Origin of the sequence: Streptomyces humidus (assembly GCF_014649655.1) — a bacterium.
GTDB classification, from domain to species: domain Bacteria; phylum Actinomycetota; class Actinomycetes; order Streptomycetales; family Streptomycetaceae; genus Streptomyces; species Streptomyces humidus.
In genome coordinates this window covers 1-18,850 of sequence record NZ_BMTL01000035.1, presented here as the reverse complement: position 1 = coordinate 18,850, position 18,850 = coordinate 1, and the positions used below count along the sequence as shown (strand labels likewise).

Sequence of the window (18,850 nt, the reverse complement as noted above, 5' to 3'; positions counted from 1 at the left end):
CCGGGGCGGCGGGTCGGGGCGGCGGAGCACGGCGGCCCCGAAAGGGCGAGTTCGCGCTGGACGCCACCGAGGCTCACGAAGCGACCGGGTCACGCAGGAACCGCGGAAGGACGCTCCCGGGGCCGCGACATGCACGGCCCTGAGCCGACGAGACAGCCACCGGCCCGCAGTGCCGGGCACCCCCGACCGCCGGGCCGGGAACCCCGGACCGCCGAGCCACCGGACCACCGGGGCGGCGGGTCGGGAACCCTCGACCGCCGGCCGTGAAGTCGAGAGGCGAGCGGCCCACCGGAGTACCGGGCCGCCGAGCCGATGGCCCGGCCGGGCGGACCCGGGTCCTTCACGCCGCTGCCGGGCTCCTGCTCTCGGCCTGTTCGCCCGTCGGGTCGAGGGGGTCGCGTGCGCGGCGCTTGGCGATGACCGCGCAGACCATCAGCTGCATCTGGTGGAAGAGCATCAGCGGCAGCACCGCGAGGGAGGCGTGGGCGCCGAACAGGACGCTCGCCATGGGCAGTCCGGAGGCCAGGGACTTCTTGGAGCCCGCGAACTGGATGGCGATGCGGTCCCCGCGGTCGAACCGCAGCGCCTTCCCGCCGTACCAGGTCAGGGTGAGCATCACGGCGAGCAGCACGGCCTCGACGCCGAGCAGGCCGGCCAGTGGCACGGCGCCGATCTGGTGCCAGATGCCGCGGTTCATGCCCTCACTGAAGGCGGTGTAGACGACCAGCAGGATCGAACCGCGGTCGACGAGTCCGAGCACCTTCTTGTGCCGGGTGACGAATGCGCCGATCCACCGGCGCAGCAGCTGCCCCGCGACGAACGGCACGAGCAGTTGCAGCACGATCTCGACGACCGAGTCCGCGGAGAAGCCGCCGCTGCCGCCGAGCAGGGCAGCGGCCAGCAGCGGGGTGACGACGATGCCGACGAGCGAGGAGAACGATCCCGCGCAGATCGCGGCGGGCACGTTGCCGCGCGCGATGGAGGTGAAGGCGATCGACGACTGGATCGTCGACGGGACGAGGGTGAGGAAGAGGAGCCCCTGGTAGAGGGGATCGGTGAGCAGGACCGGGACGAGGCCGCGCGCGGCCAGGCCCAGCAGCGGGAAGACCACGAACGTGCAGACCAGGACGGTCACGTGCAGTCGCCAGTGCTTCAGCCCGTTGATCGCCTCACGGGTGGACAGGCGGGCCCCGTACAGGAAGAAGAGGAAGGCGATCGCGGCCGTGGAGGCGCCGGACGCCACGTCGGCGGCGGTGCCGCGCGCCGGGAACAGCGCCGCCAGTCCGACGGTTCCGAGCAGCAGCAGGATGTAGGGGTCGACCGGCATCCGACCCGGCCAGCTCAGGCGTTTCACGGTGCTCCACTTACGATTCGACGGGCGTGCGCCGGGCCTGGAAGGCCCCCTCCATGGTCCCCCTGGACATCGTGATCGGGAATCCGGCATACCGCTCTCACTGTCATCACGTCTCGCGATGACAGAGGTAGGGTTGCGGGTGTGTACGACCCCTCTCATCTGCGGACCTTCCTCGCCGTGGCCCAGACGCTGAGCTTCACGCAGGCCGCGCGGCGGCTGGGGCTGCGTCAGTCCACCGTCAGCCAGCACGTGCGACGACTGGAGGACGCGACCGGCCGGGCCCTCTTCACCCGGGACACCCACTCCGTGGAGCTGACGGAGGACGGCGAGGCAATGCTCGGGTTCGCGCGCCGGATCCTGGACGTCCACGAGCAGGCGAGCGCGTTCTTCACGGGCACCCGGCTGCGCGGGCGGCTGCGCTTCGGCGCCTCGGAGGACTTCGTGCTGACCCGGCTGCCGGAGATCCTGGAAGGTTTCCGCAACGACCATCCCGAGGTCGACCTGGAGCTGACGGTGGAGCTGTCGGGCACCCTGCACGAGCAGCTGTCCGCCGGAAAGCTGGATCTGGTGCTGGCCAAGCGGCGTCCCGAGGACCCGCGCGGCGAGTTGGTGTGGCACGACGAGCTGGTGTGGATCGGCGCCGAGCGACTGCGTCTGGACGCCGACCGTCCGGTGCCTCTGATCGTCTTCCCGCCGCCCGGCATCACCCGCGCCCTGGCACTGGAGGCGCTGGAGCGGCAGGGGCGGGCCTGGCGGATCGTCTGCACGAGCGGCAGCCTCAACGGGCTCATCGCCGCGGCGCGGGCGGGGTTGGGCGTGATGGCGCACTCACGGGGCCTGGTCCCGCCGGGCCTGGTGCGGATCCCGGAACGCACGGTGCTGCCGGAGCTGGGGCGCGTCGACTTCGTGCTGGTGCACGGCCGTCGGCGGCCCTCCTCCCAGGGCGCGGCCGACGCGCTCGCGGCAGCGATCCTCACCGGCGGCGACCGCCTGCACCGGCGCGCGGCGGCGGAGCCCGTCCGCCGCGGCCCGTCCGCGACCCGCGGCGGCTGAATCGCCCCGTGCGCCCGGGCCGCACGCCGGGCGAGGGGACGGCGGCAGTGCTGGTCCTCCTGCCCAGGGGCGGCGTCGCCACCACGTGCCGGACACCGCTGCCGGACGTCCGGCAGCGGTGTCCGGCAGCGGGGGAGCCTCGCGGACGCCGGGCGCGGGATGGGGGTCGGGGTCGGGCGGCGAGGAGCAGCCGGCCCGGAAGCGGTCGGGCAGCGAGGAACAGTCGCCCGGAAGCGGTCGAGCGGCGGGGAGCAGCCGGCCCGAGCGGTCGAGCGGCGGGGAGCAGTCTCCGTGGAAGCGGTCGGGCAGCGTAAGCGCTGCGGGCAGATTCGGTGGAGATTACGGTACCGAAACTTACTCAGCCGTCAGCTTTCTGTCCGTCCCTTCCCCATGTGCGCCCATTTTCCTCGGCCGGCCCGTGCAGACGACAGCATCGCTCCCGTTTTGCCCCACTCCCGCCCCGTCCTCGGGTGGGGTAGCTTTCACGGCGCTGTGGGGGCATGAGAAGCGGGGTGCGTTTGCGCGAGTTCACCAACCCTCGGTTGGCGTTGGCGCCGCCGGTGGGCGGCCTGGCCGACGTCGTCTTCCGGCACGCCCAAGAGGACCCGCACCACATCGCCCTCGGCCGCAAGGACGAGCGGGGCGAATGGCGTGACGTCACCGCCGGCGAGTTCCGCGACGAGGTCCTCGCGCTGGCCAAGGGGCTGCTGGCCCGAGGCATCCGGTTCGGCGACCGCGTCGCCCTCATGTCCCGCACCCGCTACGAGTGGACCCTGTTCGACTTCGCCCTGTGGACCGTCGGCGCGCAGGTGGTGCCGGTCTACCCGACCTCGTCCGCCGAGCAGTGCTTCTGGATGCTCTACGACGCCGAGTGCACGGCGGCGGTCGTCGAGCACGAGGACCACGCGATGACGATCGCCACCGTCATCGACCGCCTTCCCCGGCTGCGGCAGCTGTGGCAGCTGGACTCGGGCTGTGTGCAGGAGCTGTACGACGCCGGCGCCGCCATCGAGGACGAGGTGGTGCACCGGCACCGGGAAGCGGTTACCCCCGATTCCACCGCGACGATCATCTACACCTCCGGCACCACGGGGCGGCCCAAGGGCTGCGTCATCTCGCACGGCAACTTCATGTTCGAGGCGGACACCGTCATCGAGCGGTGGGAGCCCGTGTTCCACTCCAAGAAGGGCGACGAGGCGGCGACCCTGCTGTTCCTGCCGCTCGCCCACGTCTTCGGCCGGATGGTGCAGATCGCCGCGATCCGCGGCAGGGTCCGCTTCGGCCACCAGCCCCAGCTGCACGCGGCCGCCCTCCTCCCGGACCTGGCCGCCTTCCGGCCGACGTTCTTCCTGGCCGTGCCGTACATCTTCGAGAAGGTCTTCAACGCGGCCCGCCGCAAGGCGGAGCGGGAGGGCAGGGCCGGGCCGTTCGAGAAGGCCGTGGAGGTGGCGGTGAACTACGCGGAGGCCCTGGAGGCGAAGGCGTGGGGCATCGGTCCCGGCCCCTCGGCGGGTCTGCGCATGCAGCACCAGCTGTTCGACAAGCTCGTCTACTCCAAGGTGCGCGCGGCGATGGGCGGGCGCGTACGGCACGCCATGTCGGGCGGCTCGGCCATGGACCGCAGACTCGGCCTGTTCTTCGCCGGCGCGGGCGTGCTGGTCTACGAGGGCTACGGCCTCACCGAGACGACGGCGGCGGCGACCGCCAACCCGCCCGGCCGCACCCGCTACGGCACGGTCGGCCGGCCCATCCCCGGCATGACCGTGCACATCGCGGACGACGGCGAGATCTGGCTGCGCGGTGAGAACGTTTTCCAGGGATATCTCAACAACCCCAAGGCCACCGACGAGACCCTGCACGACGGCTGGCTGGCCACCGGCGATCTGGGCTCCCTCGATGAAGACGGTTACCTCACCATCACCGGCCGCAAGAAGGAGATCCTCGTCACGTCCGGTGGCAAGAGCGTCTCTCCCGGGCCGCTGGAGGAGCGGGTGCGCGACCATCCGCTGGTCAGCCAGTGCATCGTCGTCGGCAACGACCGGCCGTTCGTGGCCGCGCTGGTCACCCTCGACCAGGAGGCCGTCGAGCACTGGCTGCAGATGCGCGCGAAACCTCGGCTGACCCCCGTCGAACTGGTCCGCGACCCGGATCTGGAGGCGGAGGTGCGCCGTGCCGTGGTGGCGGCGAACACGCTGGTGTCGCAGGCCGAGTCGATCCGCACCTTCCGCATCCTCGCCCAGCCCTTCACGGAGGAGCACGGTCTGCTCACCCCGTCGCTGAAGCTGAAGCGCAAGGCGATCGAAAACGCTTACGCAAAAGAAGTCGACGCCCTGTATCGCACATGATCTCGCCGAGGGGGGTGAAACGGGTTACCGACGGGCACGAGACGGGTCTGCGACATGCTCCCGGGAAACCGGTCGGTGGGGGCAGGAATGCGGCGCCCGCCGTGATCGTTGACGATGGGAGTACCACTTTGACGGACAACCGAAGGATCAAGAGCTCGTGAGCAGCAAGGTCCCCCAGATCACCCTCAACAACGGCGTGCAGATGCCCCAGCTGGGCTTCGGTGTCTGGCAGGTGCCGGACGACGAGGCGGAGCAGGCTGTCTCCACCGCGCTGGAGGCCGGGTACCGCAGCATCGACACAGCGGCGATCTACGGCAACGAGGAGGGCACCGGCAAGGCCATCGCCTCCTCCGGCGTGCCCCGCAAGGACATCTTCGTCACCACCAAGCTCTGGAACGGCGACCAGGGGTACGACTCGACGCTCCGCGCGTTCGACACCTCCCTGGCCAAGCTCGGCCTGGACTACGTGGACCTGTACCTCATCCACTGGCCGCTCCCGGCCCGTGACGCGTACGTGGACACGTACAAGGCGTTCGAGAAGCTTCTCGCGGACGGCCGCGTGCGGGCCATCGGCGTGTCCAACTTCCTGCCGGAGCACCTGGAACGGCTGACCGGCGAGACCTCGGTCGTCCCGGCGGTCAACCAGATCGAGCTGCACCCGCACCTGCAGCAGCAGGCCTCACGTGCATTCCACGCGGCGCGCGGCATCGCCACCGAGGCCTGGTCCCCGCTCGGTCAGGGCAAGGGCCTCCTGGAGGTCCCGGCGATCGTGGCCATCGCCCGCAAGCACGAGCGCACCGCGGCCCAGGTCGTGCTGCGCTGGCACCTCCAGCTCGGCAACATCGTGATCCCCAAGTCCGTGACGCCGTCGCGGATCGAGGAGAACATCGACGTGTTCGGCTTCAGCCTGGACGACGAGGACCTGGCGGCGATCAGCGCCCTGAACGAGGACCGGCGCATCGGCCCCGACCCGGGGGCCTTCGACGTCGCCTGAGCGACCACCGGCCCTGAGCACCACCGGCCCTGAGCACCGACGGGGGTGAACTCCCCCACACGCGTCGAGGGCGCCCCCGGTCACCGGGGGCGCCCTCGACGCGTCGCACCGGCTCGTCAGTTGGGCTGCCCGATCGGCCGTACGACGACGGTGTTGACGTCGACTCCGGCCGGCTGCCGGATCGCCCACACGACGGAGTCGGCGATCTGGTCGGCGGTCAGCAGATGCCCGGGCGGCAGGCTGCCGTAGCCGTCCCAGAACGGGGTCTCGACCCGGCCGGGCGCGATCAGCGTCACGCCGACGCCCCACTCGGTGACCTGGCGGCGGGTGTTCTCCGCCAGACCCGTCACCGCCCACTTCGTCGCCCCGTAGACATTGCCCGGCGTGGGCACGAAGCCGGCGACGCTGCCGACCAGGACGATCCGCCCCCTCGTCTCCTTGAGCGCGTCGATCGACGCGCGGATGAGCAGGGCCGGGCCGAGCACGTTGGTCAGCACCATGTCGGTCCAGCCGGCCGGGTCGCCCTCGGCGACCGAGTCGTGGGTGGCGCTCCCCGCGTTGGCGACCACCGTGTCCAGCCGGCCGAATTGGCTGAGCGTCCGGTCGACGGCCGACCGTACGCAGTCGTAGTCGGCGGCGTTCCCCGCGACCGTCAACAGCCCCTGCGGCTTGCCGAGTTCCGCGGCGAAGGCGCTCAGCCGATCCTCGCCCCGACCGGTGACGACGACCCGGTGCCCGGCCTCGAGCAGTTGCCGGGCGACAGCGGCGCCGATTCCGCTGCCGCCGCCGGTGATCAGTGCGACCGGTGCGTCCGGAGCGCCGGAAGAGTTGCTCATGACATGCCCCCATGGCGTTGCCTGTACTGTCTGCGGTGTCGCCGTCGCACCGCTCGCCGTGCAGGACGACGTGCGGCGCGCGGCGTGCCAAGTCCGCTGCGCAGTCCATCACTTGGAGCGCTCTCCAAGTCAAGCTCGGCCAGGCGAACTTGATCGCGCGGGACGGTGCCGAAGCCGTGGTCCTACACCGGCTTCACCGCCGTGTGCACCGTGTGCGCCGCGAGCACGAAGACGTCCGTCCTGCGATGCACGCTCGCCTCGTCGCCCGGGTCGAGCAGCCGGTCCAGTGTGGCGCGGTCGTCGCGGTCGAGGGATTCGCTGAAGCCGTCCCGCAACCGGGAGAGGGTCGCGGCGATGTAGGAGCGGGCCCGCTCGGAGGCGGGCGCGGGCAGGTCGAGCAGGAAGCTGCGGCTGCGGGCGTGCTTCAGACCGGCCGCGCCGAGCAGCGCCGCCCAGTCCTCGGCCTCGTCCACGGAACCGGGCAGGTCGGCCCGCATCCGCGCGAACCACTCCTCCTGCAGCGCGTCGAGCCGTGCCTCCAGCCCGGGACGTCCGAAGCCGAGGTCGCGAGGCAGGAACCGGGACGGCAGACCGCCCTCCATGACGGCCAGCGTTCCGCCGGGAGCGAGCCGCTCCGCGAAGGCGGCCAGGGCGGCGCGCTGGTCACCGAGGTGATGCAGACTGCGGCCGGCCCACAGCAGGTCGGCCGGATAGTCCAACTCCTTCAGCACCTGCGGGAGTTCACCGGCCAGGGTGTCGAAGCGGTCGCCGTGGCCGAGCCGTTCGGCCCGGTTCCTGGCCCGCTCCAGCAGCGACGCGGAACCGTCGACGGCCATGACCCGCGCGCCGGGGAACGTCTCGGCGAACAGAGTGGAGACGACCCCCGGGCCGCTGCCCGCGTCCACGATCAGCCCAGGCTCGGTCACCTCCTTCCCGAGCCAGGACAGGGCCCGCTCGTACAGGGGCGTGAACAGCTCGGCCTGCGCCTCCAGGAACGGGGCCATCTCGGCCCAGTCGATGTCCGTGTCGTGTCCGTGGGTGTGACCTGCGGTGTGGCCGTGGGTGTGGCCGTCGTCGGGGGTGTGCCGGTCGCCGTGGGAGTCGGGGGTGTGCCGGTCGCCGTGGGAGGTGTGCGGGGGGTGCGCCATGGTGGTCAGCCTCTCTTGGGGTGTGCCGTCAGCGTGCGCCGACGCACCGGACCGGGGCCAGTCCTGTTGCCGAGGCGGCAAAAAACCGGGTGCGGACGGCAAGCCGGCCCGGTCGAGGACGGCCCGGTCGAGGACGGCCCGGTCGAGGTGCACAGGTCGATCGGTTCGTCGCGGACGGCCACGTGAGGCTCGAAGAAGGCGTCGTCCCGCCGCGCGCCGCCGACGACTGCGCACGGCTGCTGTGACGGGAGACGGGGTACGACGCGAAGGCCCCCGGCACCTGGAAGGGACGCTGCGTCCCTGGAAGGAGCCGGGGGTCCGGATCGGCGACACGGCGCAGGGCCCGTTCGCAGCCGCGGCCGCCTGGCGGCCCTGCCCGAGGACCCGGCCGGCACGGTGTCCGGCCGCTCCCTACGAACGGGAGCGGCCGGACGGGGACTGCCGCGCGGTCGGGCTCGCGATCCGCAGGGGACCGGCCCAGGAGGGCTGAGCACCCCGGCGGATCACGGTGCGGGTCGGCGTCGCCGCACCACGGACGCGGTCCCGGGCGTGGACCGTCGCCGTCGTGCCGCGGCCGCGGACCGGCGCATCGGCCTACATCGGCCTACAGCGGCGGGTAGGCGTTCTGCATCAGCTGCTGGAACTGGGCGGAGAACCAGCGCCCGGACAGCGGGGCGTTGCCCAGGGCACCCGACATGTTGTTCCCGTTGCGGACGTTGCCCGTGTAGGTCGGGTCGCACATCCGGTCGAAGCCCTTGCCCTCGTCGTTGGGGATGGCGGAGCTGGCGCCGTCGGACTCACCCGGCGGCTTCATCCACACGTACGCGTCGATCCCGGCGGCCGGAGCCGCCTTGGGACGCTCGCCGAGGCCGGCGCCGGACTGGTTGCACCAGTTGCCCAGGTGGATCCGGCGGTCGTAGCGGCCGCCGTTGACGTAGGTGTCCACGCTGGTCGTGGCGCCCGGTCCGGTGGGCCGGGCGGAGCCGCCCCAGCCGTTGCGGGAGGTGTCGATCAGCATGCCGACGTTCGACCGGAAGCCCGCGGTCACCGCCTGGTTGCGGAAGGCCTGGGCGTACGACAGCTCGTCGACGTACCGGTTCCAGTCCACCCACTTGGACTCGCGGACCGACTTGCCGGCCACCGTGTCGTTGATGGTGAAGTTGTTCTCCTTCAGGGCGCCGTAGTTCGCCGTGTTGGTGATGAAGCCGTGCACGTCGTCGACGGTGGCGCCCTCGGCGGTGGCGGCCTGGTACATGATCTGGGCGGAGGAGGCGAAGTTGTCGTCCCAGCCCAGCCAGCCGTGGTGGCCGGCATCGATGTAGTTGTAGACGTTGGGGATCGCGCCGAGCTTCTTCAGCGCGTAGCCGACGCCCTTCACGTAGTTGCCGTTGGCCTTCATGGTGTCGCAGGCCGGGGTGGCGGTGGGCCGGCCGCCCGCGTTGGTGACGAGGTTGGGCAGCGAGTCGATCTCGACGGTGGCGACGATCCGCAGGCCCGCGTACTTGCTGTCGGACAGGATCGCCGCGATCGGGTCGATGAACTGGGTCTTGTACTTGTCGATCTCCGTCGGGCCGAGTTCGCCGTTGGAGGCGAGGGCCGAGCAGTCCCGTCCGGGAAGGTCGTAGACGACCAGCTGGACGACCTCCTCCCCGCTGCCCTTCTGGGCGAGGGCCGCGTCGAGGTGGGCGCGCAGGCCCATGCCGCCGTTGGCTCCGTTGATGGCGGCGATGCGGTCGAGCCAGACACCGGTGGGCTGGTTGGAGACCCGGCTGCCGCCCGGCTCGGCGGCGGCGTGCGCCGACCATTCGGGGTTCACGTACACCTTGGCGCCGGCGTACGGGTTGTCGACCTTGGTGGACGGGGTGCCGGGGTCGGTCGGGCCGGGATCGGTCGGACCGGGATCGGTGGGCCCGCCGTCGACGTTGCAGGTCACGCCGTCCAGGGTGAACGCGGTGGGAATCGCGTTGGTGCCGCTGTAGGTCCCCTGGAACCCGAAGCTGACCGAACCGCCGGTCGCGAGCGTCCCGTTGTAGGTCTCGTTGGCGACGGTGACGGCGGCGCCGGACTGGGTGACCTTCGCGTTCCACGCGCTGGTGACCTTCTGGCTGCCGCCGTACGTCCACTTCAACGCCCAACTCGACTTGGCGGCCGCGTTGTTGGTGATGGTGACGGCGGTGGTGAAGCCGCTGCCCCAGTCGTTCTGGACCTTGTAGTCGACACTGCACGGGATGGCGGCGATGCCCGAATCGCCGGGGACGACCGCGAGCGCCGTCCCGGAGGCGCCGGCGACCAGCGCCAGTGCGGCGAGTACCGCTGTTCTGCTACGACTCATGAGTGCGGGTTTCCTTCTTGGTTGCGGGGAGTTGTCCGTTTCTTCGGCGTTTCTGTTCGGTGTGCGGGTGATCGGTGTGCGGATGAGACGCACCCGGCCCGCGGGCCCGTCGGCGTCGTCCGCCCTCGGACCCGTGTCCTGCGGACGGACCCGCCGGTCGCGGTGTCAGGCGGACACCGTTGCGGTGGATCCGTGGCCGCGGGTCCGGCCGATGGCGCCTGTCCTGGAGTGCGCGCGGAGATCGCGCAGGCCGGTGCCGTACGCCGGCGCCGTGGGTGTACCGGCGTGACCCGAGACCGGGGACGGCCCCGTCGAGCGGTCCCGGGTGTTCCACGTCCAGCCCGGACAGGACAGGCCATGGTGGTCGAACCACTTCACGAGCTGGTCGACGAAACCGTGCGAGCAGGTGTCGTCGGTGCGGCGTTCGCCCCCGGCCCGGAGGCGACGAACCCCGCGCCGACGCTCGCGCCGGAGCCCGGGGAACCGCTCCGGCTCTCGTTCACGGCGGTGACCGTCGTGCCGGACCGGGCCCGCCCGGCGCTCCGGCCCTGGGCGGCCATGCGACCGCCGGCGACGTCGAAGACAAGGCTCCGACCGCTCACGGCCGCCGCGTGGTCGGTGATCCTCACGGCACCACGGAAACCGGCGCCCCTCCGCCCGGTGGCGAAGTACTCCACCGGGCGGGCGGGCACGGCTCCCTGCGCCGTGACGACCGGCAGCAGGGCGCCCGCGGCGAGGGCGACCGTGCCGTCGACGGCTGAGAGTGCGAAACGCGGGGGGTGTCGCATGAGCGACTCCTTGCAGCTCAGGCGCGTCGTGACAGACGCGTCGACTGATGGAACCGCTCCCACTGGTGCCTCGAAGCTAGCGCCAAGTGCTGGCAAAGAACAGAGGCTCTGCTGACTTTCCCCCAACTTGACGTGTCGAATCTTTTCGACTCTTCAAGCGTCTTGACCCCGTTCACCCCCTTCCCCACTATGGGAGCGCTCCCACTGGTTCAAGGCTTGTTGCTCCTCCCCCCACTTCTTCCGAGCCGCAAGGAGGACCAGCACATGGATCCCTCACGCAGACGTCGTCGGGCGCGGCGCCTGTGGACCGCCGTCGTGGCGGCCCTCGCGCTCCCCTTCGCCATGCTCAGTACGAGCACAACCCCCGCACAGGCGGCGGGTGTTCAGTGCAGCGTCGACTACAAGACGAACGACTGGGGCTCCGGCTTCACCGCGGACCTGACGCTCACCAACCGCGGCAGCGACGCCATCAACGGCTGGAGGCTGACGTACTCCTACGCCGGCAACCAGAAGCTGTCGAACGGCTGGAACGGCAGCTGGTCGCAGTCCGGTCAGCAGATCACGGTGAACAACGCCGCGCACAACGCGACGATCGCCGCGGGCGCGGCGGTCAGCACGGGTGCGCAGTTCACCTACAGCGGCACGAACGCCGCCCCCGCGAGCTTCTCCGTCAACGGCACCGTCTGCGTCGGCGCACACCAGCCGCCGATCACCGTGCTGACCAGCCCGACCGCTGGCGCCGTCTACACGCAGGGCGACCCCGTGCCGCTCGCGGCGACCGCCGCGGCGGCCGACAACGCGACGATCAGCAAGGTGGAGTTCTACGACGACACCACCCTGCTCGGCACGGACACGAGCGCGCCGTACTCCCTGTCCGCCTCCGGTTTGTCCGTGGGCAGTCACTCCCTCGTCGCCAAGGCGTACGACAGCCTGGGCGCGTCGGCGTCGTCGACCCCGGTCGGCGTGACGGTCGCCTCGGGACCGGCCGTGGTCGCCTCAGCGAGCCAACTGGCCGTGCAGCAGGGGAAGACGGGCACCTACTCACTGAAGCTGTCGACCCAGCCGTCGGCCAACGTGACCGTCACGACCGCCCGCACCACCGGCAACACGGGCCTGACGGTGACGGGCGGCGCGAGTCTCACCTTCACGCCGTCGAACTGGAACACCGCCCAGAACGTGACCATCACCGCCAACGCCTCGGGCACGGGTGCGGCGACCTTCGAGTCGACGGCCACCGGGCACGCGAAGGCAACGGTCACGGCCACGGAGCTCGCGGGCGCCAAGGCGTACGACGCCCGGTTCCTGGACCTCTACGGCAAGATCACCAACCCGGCGAACGGCTACTTCTCCCCCGAGGGCATCCCCTACCACTCGGTCGAGACGCTGATCGTCGAGGCCCCGGACCAGGGCCACGAGACCACGTCGGAGGCCTACAGCTACCTGCTGTGGCTGCAGGCCGTGTACGGCAAGATCACCGGTGACTGGTCGAAGTTCAACGGCGCCTGGGGGATCATGGAGAAGTACATGATCCCGACCCACACCGACCAGCCGACCAACTCGTTCTACAACGCTTCCAAGCCGGCCACCTACGCGCCCGAGCTGGACACGCCGAACGAGTACCCGGCGAAACTGGACACCGGGGTCTCCGTGGGCTCGGACCCGATCGCCGGTGAGCTGAAGAGCGCCTACGGCACCGACGACGTCTACGGCATGCACTGGCTGCAGGACGTCGACAACACGTACGGCTACGGCAACTCGCCCGGCAAGTGCGAGGCCGGCCCGACGGACACCGGTCCCTCCTACATCAACACCTTCCAGCGCGGTGCGCAGGAGTCGGTGTGGGAAACGGTTCCGCAACCGACCTGCGACGCGTTCAAGTACGGCGGAAAGAACGGTTACCTCGACCTGTTCACCGGCGACTCGTCCTACGCCAAGCAGTGGAAGTTCACCGACGCCCCCGACGCCGACGCACGGGCCGTGCAGGCCGCGTACTGGGCGGACGTCTGGGCCAAGGCGCAGGGCAAGGGCGCCGACGTCTCCACGACGGTCGGCAAGGCGGCGAAGATGGGCGACTATCTGCGCTACGCCATGTACGACAAGTACTTCAAGAAGGTCGGCAACTGCGTCGGACCGACGGCCTGCCCGGCCGGAACCGGCAAGGACGCCTCGCACTACCTGCTGTCCTGGTACTACGCCTGGGGCGGCGCCACCGACACCAGCGCGGGCTGGGCCTGGCGCATCGGCTCCAGCCACACCCACGGCGGCTACCAGAACCCCCTGGCCGCCTACGCCCTCAGCAGCTACGCCGACCTCAAGCCCAAGTCTGCCACCGGACAGGCCGACTGGGCCAAGTCGCTCGGGCGGCAACTGGAGTTCTACCGCTGGCTCCAGTCCGACGAGGGCGCCATCGCGGGTGGGGCGACCAACAGCTGGGCGGGCCGCTACGCGACTCCCCCGGCCGGCACGTCGACCTTCTACGGCATGTACTACGACCAGCAGCCCGTCTACCACGACCCGCCCTCCAACCAGTGGTTCGGCTTCCAGGCCTGGTCGATGGAGCGCGTAGCCGAGTACTACCAGCAGACGGGCAACACCCAGGCCAAGGCAGTCCTCGACAAGTGGGTCAAGTGGGCGCTGTCCAAGACCACGATCAACCCCGACGGCACCTTCCAGATCCCCTCCACCCTCCAGTGGTCGGGGCAGCCCGACACCTGGAACGCGACAAGTCCCGGTGCCAACACGGGACTTCACGTCACCGTCGCCGACTACACCAATGACGTCGGTGTGGCCGCCGCGTACGCCAAGACCCTGACGTACTACGCCGCCAAGTCCGGTGACGCCCAGGCGAAGTCCACCGCCAAGGCGCTCCTGGACGGCATGTGGAACAACAACCAGGACGCCCTGGGCATCGCCGTCCCCGAGACCCGCACCGACTACAGCCGCTTCAACGACAGCGTCTACGTCCCGAGCAGCTTCAGCGGCAAGATGCCGGGCGGCGAAGCCATCAACTCGTCCTCGACCTTCTCCTCCATCCGCTCCTTCTACAAGAACGACCCGGCCTGGTCGAAGATCGAGGCCTACCTCGCGGGCGGCGCCGCCCCCGTGTTCACCTACCACCGCTTCTGGGCCCAGGCGGACATCGCCATGGCCATGGGCGCGTACGCGGAACTCCTCGAATAAACCCCCGCTGAGCACTCCGCGGTCCGGGCGGTGTTCGTCCGTGGGCCGGACGCGGCCGGTCGCGCGGTTCCCCGCGCCCCCAAAGCCCCTTCGGGGCCCGGGAGCGCGGGGTGGCACCCGCCCCTCCGCGGAGTCGCTCGAGCTCCGCGTACGTGGCCCCGTCACCTGACGACGGGGCCCAGGCCGGGCGGCCCCCCACCCGCACAGGGGGCCGCCCGGCAATCGCACATAGCGCACCGGACCCGTCGCGCTTCCCTCCGCCCCGATTCCCTCCGTCCCTCTCACCCTCCGTCCCGCACCGCACGTCCCGCACCTCCCCCCGCACTCCTCCCCATGGCGTTTCGCGAGGAAGGACCCCCACCGTGCGAAGAACCCGCATCCTCACGGCCGTACTGGCGCTCGCCGCCGGCCTGATCGCGGGCAGCCCGTCCGCGCTCGCGTCGGACAGCCCCAAGGCGACGCTCGCCGCAGAGTCGTACACCTGGAAGAACGCCCGGATCGACGGCGGCGGCTTCGTGCCGGGCATCGTCTTCAACCGCAAGGAGAAGAACCTCGCCTACGCCCGCACCGACATCGGCGGCGCGTACCGCTGGCAGGAGTCCAGCAAGAGCTGGACCCCGCTGCTGGACTCCGTGGGCTGGACGGACTGGGGGCACACGGGCGTGGTGAGCCTGGCCTCCGACTCCGTCGACCCGAACAAGGTGTACGCGGCGGTCGGCACGTACACCAACAGCTGGGACCCGGGGAACGGGGCCGTGCTGCGCTCCGCCGACCGGGGCGCGAGCTGGCGGAAGACGGATCTGCCCTTCAAGCTGGGCGGCAACATGCCCGGCCGGGGCATGGGAGAGCGTCTCGCGGTCGACCCCAACAAGAACAGCGTGCTGTACCTGGGCGCCCCGAGCGGCAAGGGTCTGTGGCGGTCGACGGATTCGGGGGTCACCTGGTCGCAGGTGACCGCCTTCCCCAACGTCGGCAACTACCAGCAGGATCCGAACGACACGACCGGGTACGCCTCCGACAACCAGGGCATCGTCTGGGTCACCTTCGACGAGTCCACGGGGACGTCCGGCACCGCGACGAAGACGGTCTACGTCGGCGTGGCGGACAAGGACAACGCCGTGTACCGCTCGACGGACGCGGGTGCGACCTGGACCCGCCTGGCCGGTCAGCCGACCGGATACCTCGCGCACAAGGGTGTGCTGGACGCCGTCAACGGCTATCTGTACCTCGCCTACAGCGACAAGGGCGGCCCCTACGACGGCGGCAAGGGCCGGCTGTGGCGCTACGCGACGGCGACCGGCACCTGGACGGACATCAGCCCGGTGGCGGAGGCCGACACGTACTACGGCTTCAGCGGGCTGACGATCGACCGCCAGAAGCCCGGCACCGTCATGGCCACCGCCTACAGCTCCTGGTGGCCGGACACGCAGATCTTCCGCTCGACGGACAGCGGCGGCACCTGGACGAAGGCGTGGGACTACACGTCGTATCCCACCCGAGCGAACCGGTACACGATGGACGTCTCGTCGTCGCCGTGGCTGACCTGGGGAGCGAACCCCTCGCCGCCGGAGCAGACGCCCAAACTCGGCTGGATGACCGAGTCGTTGGAGATCGACCCGTTCAACTCCAGCCGCATGATGTACGGGACGGGCGCGACGATCTACGGCACGGAGAACCTCGCCGAGTGGGACAGCGGCCGCCAGTTCACCCTGAAGCCGATGGTGCAGGGCCTGGAGGAGACGGCGGTCAACGACCTGGCCTCTCCCCCGAGCGGCGCCCCGCTGCTCAGCGCGCTCGGCGACGTCGGCGGCTTCCGTCACACGGACCTGACGAAGACGCCCTCGATGATGTTCACCTCCCCGAACTTCACGACGACGACGAGCCTGGACTTCGCCGAGAAGAACCCCGGCACGGTGGTGCGGGTCGGCAACCTCGACTCGGGCCCGCATGTGGCGTTCTCCACGGACAACGGCGCCAACTGGTTCGCGGGCACGGACCCTTCGGGCGTGAGCGGCGGCGGAACGGTCGCCGCGGCGGCGGACGGCAGCGGGTTCGTGTGGAGCCCGGCGGGCGCGGCGATGCAGCACACCACCGGTTTCGGCACCTCGTGGCAGGCCGCGAGCGGGATCCCCGCCGACGCGATCGTCGAGTCGGACCGCGTCGACCCCAAGGTCTTCTACGGCTTCAAGTCCGGCAAGTTCTATGTGAGTTCGGACGGCGGCGCGACGTTCACGGCGTCCCCGGCGACCGGACTGCCCAGCGGTGACAGCGTGCGCTTCAAGGCCCTGCCCGGCGGCCGGGGCGACGTCTGGCTGGCGGGCGGGGCGAGCGACGGCGCGTACGGGCTGTGGCACTCGACCGACGCCGGCGCGACCTTCGCCAAGCTGTCCAACGTCGAGCAGGCGGACACGATCGGCTTCGGCAAGGCGGCGACAGGCGCGTCGTACCAGACCCTGTACACCAGCGCGAAGATCGCCGGCGTACGTGGCATCTTCCGCTCGACGGACAAGGGAGCGAGCTGGACCCGCATCAACGACGACGCCCACCAGTGGGGCTGGACGGGCGGAGCCATCACGGGCGACCCGAGGGTCTACGGGCGGGTGTACGTGTCGACGAACGGCCGGGGCGTCGTCTACGGCGACACCTCCGCCCCCGGCGGCGGTGGCGACGGAGGGGGCGGGGGCACGGACCCCACTCCGACGGGGGCCTGCGCGGTGACGTACACGATCACCAACCAGTGGTCGGGCGGCTTCCAGGCGGACGTCAAGCTCGCCAACACCGGCACGAGCGCGTGGTCGGGCTGGAGCCTCAACTGGGCCTTCGCCGACGGGCAGAAGGTCTCCCAGGCCTGGAACGCCGAGCACACCCAGTCGGGTTCGTCGGTGACGGCGAAGAACATCGGCTGGAACGGCAACGTGGCGGCCGGTTCGTCGGTCAGTTTCGGCTTCACCGGGAGCTGGTCGGGTTCGAACACGAAACCGGGCGCGTTCAAGCTCGGTGATCAGAGCTGCACGGTGGGCTGAAACAGGGCGGGGCGGGCCGGACGCTCGCGTGCGGCATCACGGCCCGGTGCCCGGGAGGCCCCCCGGCTCCGAACTGATCCACCGCCCCCCACCATGACGAGGCCTCGCCCCACGCTCAGGGGCGGGGCCTCGTCCCGTTCGAGGGCAAGGACCTGGCTGACCGACCGGGTCATGGATTGCACCCAGCCGTGCGTCACGTGTCCGGTTGCGTAACCGGTTGCCCCTTCGGAGAGCATCGCCAGGGTTACGTAACCGGTTACGCAGGTTGCTCGTCCCGAGGGCGCCACCGAGTTGCGTAACCGGTTACACACCAAGCTGCTCCTCCAAGGCACACCACCGACTTACGTAAGCGGTTACGCACCAGACTGCTCCTCCAGAGGCCGCCCGTCCGGAATCGTCGCAGGAAGCGGTTTCCGAAACGCCCTCAGAGTGAAGACGGGGTCCGGGCGGGCCCGGTCCTGGTCGGGCAGGGCCGCGAGGCGGACGGCGAAGTCGTCGGCGAGCGGGTGCCCGGGCGGCAGGGTGACGAACCAGCCGCGTCGCAGGTCCGCGATGGCCCGGCGCGGGCTGCGGCCCTGCCCCCGGCCGGGAAAGCGGGCTTCTCCGGCCGGCACCAGACCGCATCCGAGGGCGTACGACTCCACGACCTCGGCGGCGTCGGAGGCCGGCCGGGGCGGACGTGCGGCCAGGACGACATCGATGTCGCTGCCCACATTGTGCGAAGCGCCCTTGTCCACCGTGGTGACATAGGCGCCGCCGGGCCGCAGCACCCGCGCGCACTCGGCGACGATCCGCTGAGCGTCAGCGGGATCCTCGACGAGGTGGAGCAGCCACACACTGCTCACCGCGTCGAACTCCCCGTCGCGGAAGGGGAGTCCGCGACCGTCGGCGAGGACGACGGCACCGGGCAGCCGGGCGGCCGCGTGTACGGCCATGACGGGGGCCCGGTCCACGCCCGTCACGCGGAGACCGTCCCCGTCGGCTGCGAGCCGCCGGGTCACGATGCCCGTGCCGCAGGCGACGTCCAGCAGAGTGCGCGTCCCGGCAGGCACGAGGCTCAGAACGCCCTCCGCGGCAGCCGCCGCGCGGGGTTCTCCGCCGCGCGAGGCGTCGTATCGTTCGGCTTCCTTGTCGTAGTCCAGCACGCGCGTTCCCCGATCCGTCGCCGCCGCCCGCCCTGCTCCCCACCCGCCCTGCCCCGTGCCCCGTGCTTCGTGCCCCGTGCTTCGTGCGGCTGTCGGCCTGTCCGCCTGTCCGCCTGTCCGCCTGTCCGCCTGTCCGCCTGTCCGCCGTCAGCGTGCCCCGTGTACGGGGGCCGCTTGCTCGACCCGGCGGGCCAGTTCGATGTCGAGGCGGGTGACGACGCCTCCCGCGCTGTGGGTGTGCACGGCCAGGGACACCGTGTCATATCCCAGGGTGAGCTCGGAGTGGTGATCGAGCTCTTCCTGGATCCGTGCGACGTGGACGACCAGAGCCGTCGCGGCGAAGTGCGAGCCCAGCCGGTACGAGCGGGTGAGGCGGTCGCCGTCCAGGGACCAGCCGGGCAGCTCGGACAGTCCCTCCTCGATCTCTTTCCGCGACAGCGGTTCGACGGCCATGGCCCGGCTCCCTTCCTGGATGTCGCGTACCTGTCCAGCGTGCCACAGGATCGCCGCCCCGGCCCTGGTCAGAGGTCCGCCCGTGGTCCTACGGTCTTGAGCTTGACGCTCTCCTCCCTGAAGGAAGGAGATTCTTACGGCTCGCGCCGTGAGACTTCCTGTTTCATCGCCGACCGCCCGCCCGGAGTTCTCCGTTGAG

Annotated in this window: 12 protein-coding genes; 5 read left to right on the top strand and 7 right to left on the bottom strand. The window is 70.8% G+C overall.

The annotated features are described in order from the left end of the window. Nucleotides 1–340: 340 nt before the first annotated feature. Entirely contained in the window at nucleotides 341–1,354 is a 1,014-nt protein-coding gene (locus IE239_RS32665) for a bile acid:sodium symporter family protein (RefSeq protein WP_190153073.1), read from the bottom strand. 141 nt (nucleotides 1,355–1,495) lie between these two features. Between IE239_RS32665 and IE239_RS32660 the strand changes: the two genes are divergently transcribed. The 3 genes from IE239_RS32660 to IE239_RS32650 all read left to right on the top strand — a co-directional run bounded on the left by IE239_RS32660 (nucleotide 1,496) and on the right by IE239_RS32650 (nucleotide 5,746). Beyond that, nucleotides 1,496–2,407: a LysR substrate-binding domain-containing protein gene (locus IE239_RS32660; protein WP_190153072.1), complete on the top strand. Its 912-nt coding sequence runs from the start codon at nucleotides 1,496–1,498 to the stop codon at nucleotides 2,405–2,407. Between the two features lie 518 nt (nucleotides 2,408–2,925). After that, nucleotides 2,926–4,752 carry an AMP-dependent synthetase/ligase gene (locus IE239_RS32655; RefSeq protein WP_190153071.1) on the top strand — a complete coding sequence of 609 codons (1,827 nt, stop codon included), beginning with the start codon at nucleotides 2,926–2,928 and terminating at the stop codon, nucleotides 4,750–4,752. 157 nt (nucleotides 4,753–4,909) lie between these two features. Further along, nucleotides 4,910–5,746 carry an aldo/keto reductase gene (locus IE239_RS32650; RefSeq protein WP_308435441.1) on the top strand — a complete coding sequence of 279 codons (837 nt, stop codon included), beginning with the start codon at nucleotides 4,910–4,912 and terminating at the stop codon, nucleotides 5,744–5,746. Between the two features lie 116 nt (nucleotides 5,747–5,862). Here the strand turns inward: IE239_RS32650 and IE239_RS32645 are convergent, their stop codons facing one another. From IE239_RS32645 to IE239_RS32630, 4 genes are all read right to left on the bottom strand, one after another. Then, nucleotides 5,863–6,582, bottom strand: a complete 720-nt coding sequence (locus IE239_RS32645; RefSeq protein ID WP_190153070.1) for an SDR family oxidoreductase — start codon at nucleotides 6,580–6,582, stop codon at nucleotides 5,863–5,865. Between the two features lie 182 nt (nucleotides 6,583–6,764). After that, complete coding sequence (locus tag IE239_RS32640; protein ID WP_190153069.1) at nucleotides 6,765–7,730, bottom strand: class I SAM-dependent methyltransferase; 966 nt, start codon at nucleotides 7,728–7,730, stop codon at nucleotides 6,765–6,767. 604 nt (nucleotides 7,731–8,334) lie between these two features. Next, nucleotides 8,335–10,062 (bottom strand): glycoside hydrolase family 6 protein, encoded by a 1,728-nt coding sequence (locus IE239_RS32635; protein WP_190153068.1) that lies wholly within the window; start codon nucleotides 10,060–10,062, stop codon nucleotides 8,335–8,337. Nucleotides 10,063–10,436: 374 nt separating this feature from the next. Beyond that, the gene (locus tag IE239_RS32630; RefSeq protein ID WP_190153067.1) at nucleotides 10,437–10,850 is read right to left on the bottom strand and encodes a cellulose binding domain-containing protein; all 414 of its coding nucleotides are present in this window, start codon (nucleotides 10,848–10,850) and stop codon (nucleotides 10,437–10,439) included. Between the two features lie 264 nt (nucleotides 10,851–11,114). On the opposite strand from IE239_RS32630, the gene IE239_RS32625 reads away from it, so the two are divergent. Further along, a complete protein-coding gene (locus tag IE239_RS32625) occupies nucleotides 11,115–14,030 on the top strand; it encodes a glycoside hydrolase family 48 protein (RefSeq protein WP_190153066.1) in 2,916 nt (971 codons plus the stop codon). Nucleotides 14,031–14,392: 362 nt separating this feature from the next. Next, nucleotides 14,393–17,053 (top strand): cellulose binding domain-containing protein, encoded by a 2,661-nt coding sequence (locus IE239_RS32620; protein WP_190153065.1) that lies wholly within the window; start codon nucleotides 14,393–14,395, stop codon nucleotides 17,051–17,053. Between the two features lie 353 nt (nucleotides 17,054–17,406). Here IE239_RS32620 and IE239_RS32615 read toward each other — a convergent pair whose 3' ends face one another. Next, nucleotides 17,407–18,198 (bottom strand): class I SAM-dependent methyltransferase, encoded by a 792-nt coding sequence (locus IE239_RS32615; RefSeq protein ID WP_190153064.1) that lies wholly within the window; start codon nucleotides 18,196–18,198, stop codon nucleotides 17,407–17,409. A 147-nt stretch (nucleotides 18,199–18,345) separates the two neighbouring features. Then, nucleotides 18,346–18,651, bottom strand: coding sequence for a 4a-hydroxytetrahydrobiopterin dehydratase (locus IE239_RS32610; RefSeq protein ID WP_190153063.1), 306 nt, complete (start codon nucleotides 18,649–18,651; stop codon nucleotides 18,346–18,348). Between the last annotated feature and the right edge of the window lie 199 nt (nucleotides 18,652–18,850).

What these genes read in the sequence shown, in the direction of transcription:
- IE239_RS32645 (WP_190153070.1), bottom strand. Translation starts at nt 6,582, where the DNA reads ATGAGCAACTCTTCCGGCGCTCCGGACGCACCGGTCGCACTGATCACC.
- IE239_RS32640 (WP_190153069.1), bottom strand. Translation starts at nt 7,730, where the DNA reads ATGGCGCACCCCCCGCACACCTCCCACGGCGACCGGCACACCCCCGAC.
- IE239_RS32635 (WP_190153068.1), bottom strand. Translation starts at nt 10,062, where the DNA reads ATGAGTCGTAGCAGAACAGCGGTACTCGCCGCACTGGCGCTGGTCGCC.
- IE239_RS32630 (WP_190153067.1), bottom strand. Translation starts at nt 10,850, where the DNA reads ATGCGACACCCCCCGCGTTTCGCACTCTCAGCCGTCGACGGCACGGTC.
- IE239_RS32625 (WP_190153066.1), top strand. Translation starts at nt 11,115, where the DNA reads ATGGATCCCTCACGCAGACGTCGTCGGGCGCGGCGCCTGTGGACCGCC.
- IE239_RS32610 (WP_190153063.1), bottom strand. Translation starts at nt 18,651, where the DNA reads ATGGCCGTCGAACCGCTGTCGCGGAAAGAGATCGAGGAGGGACTGTCC.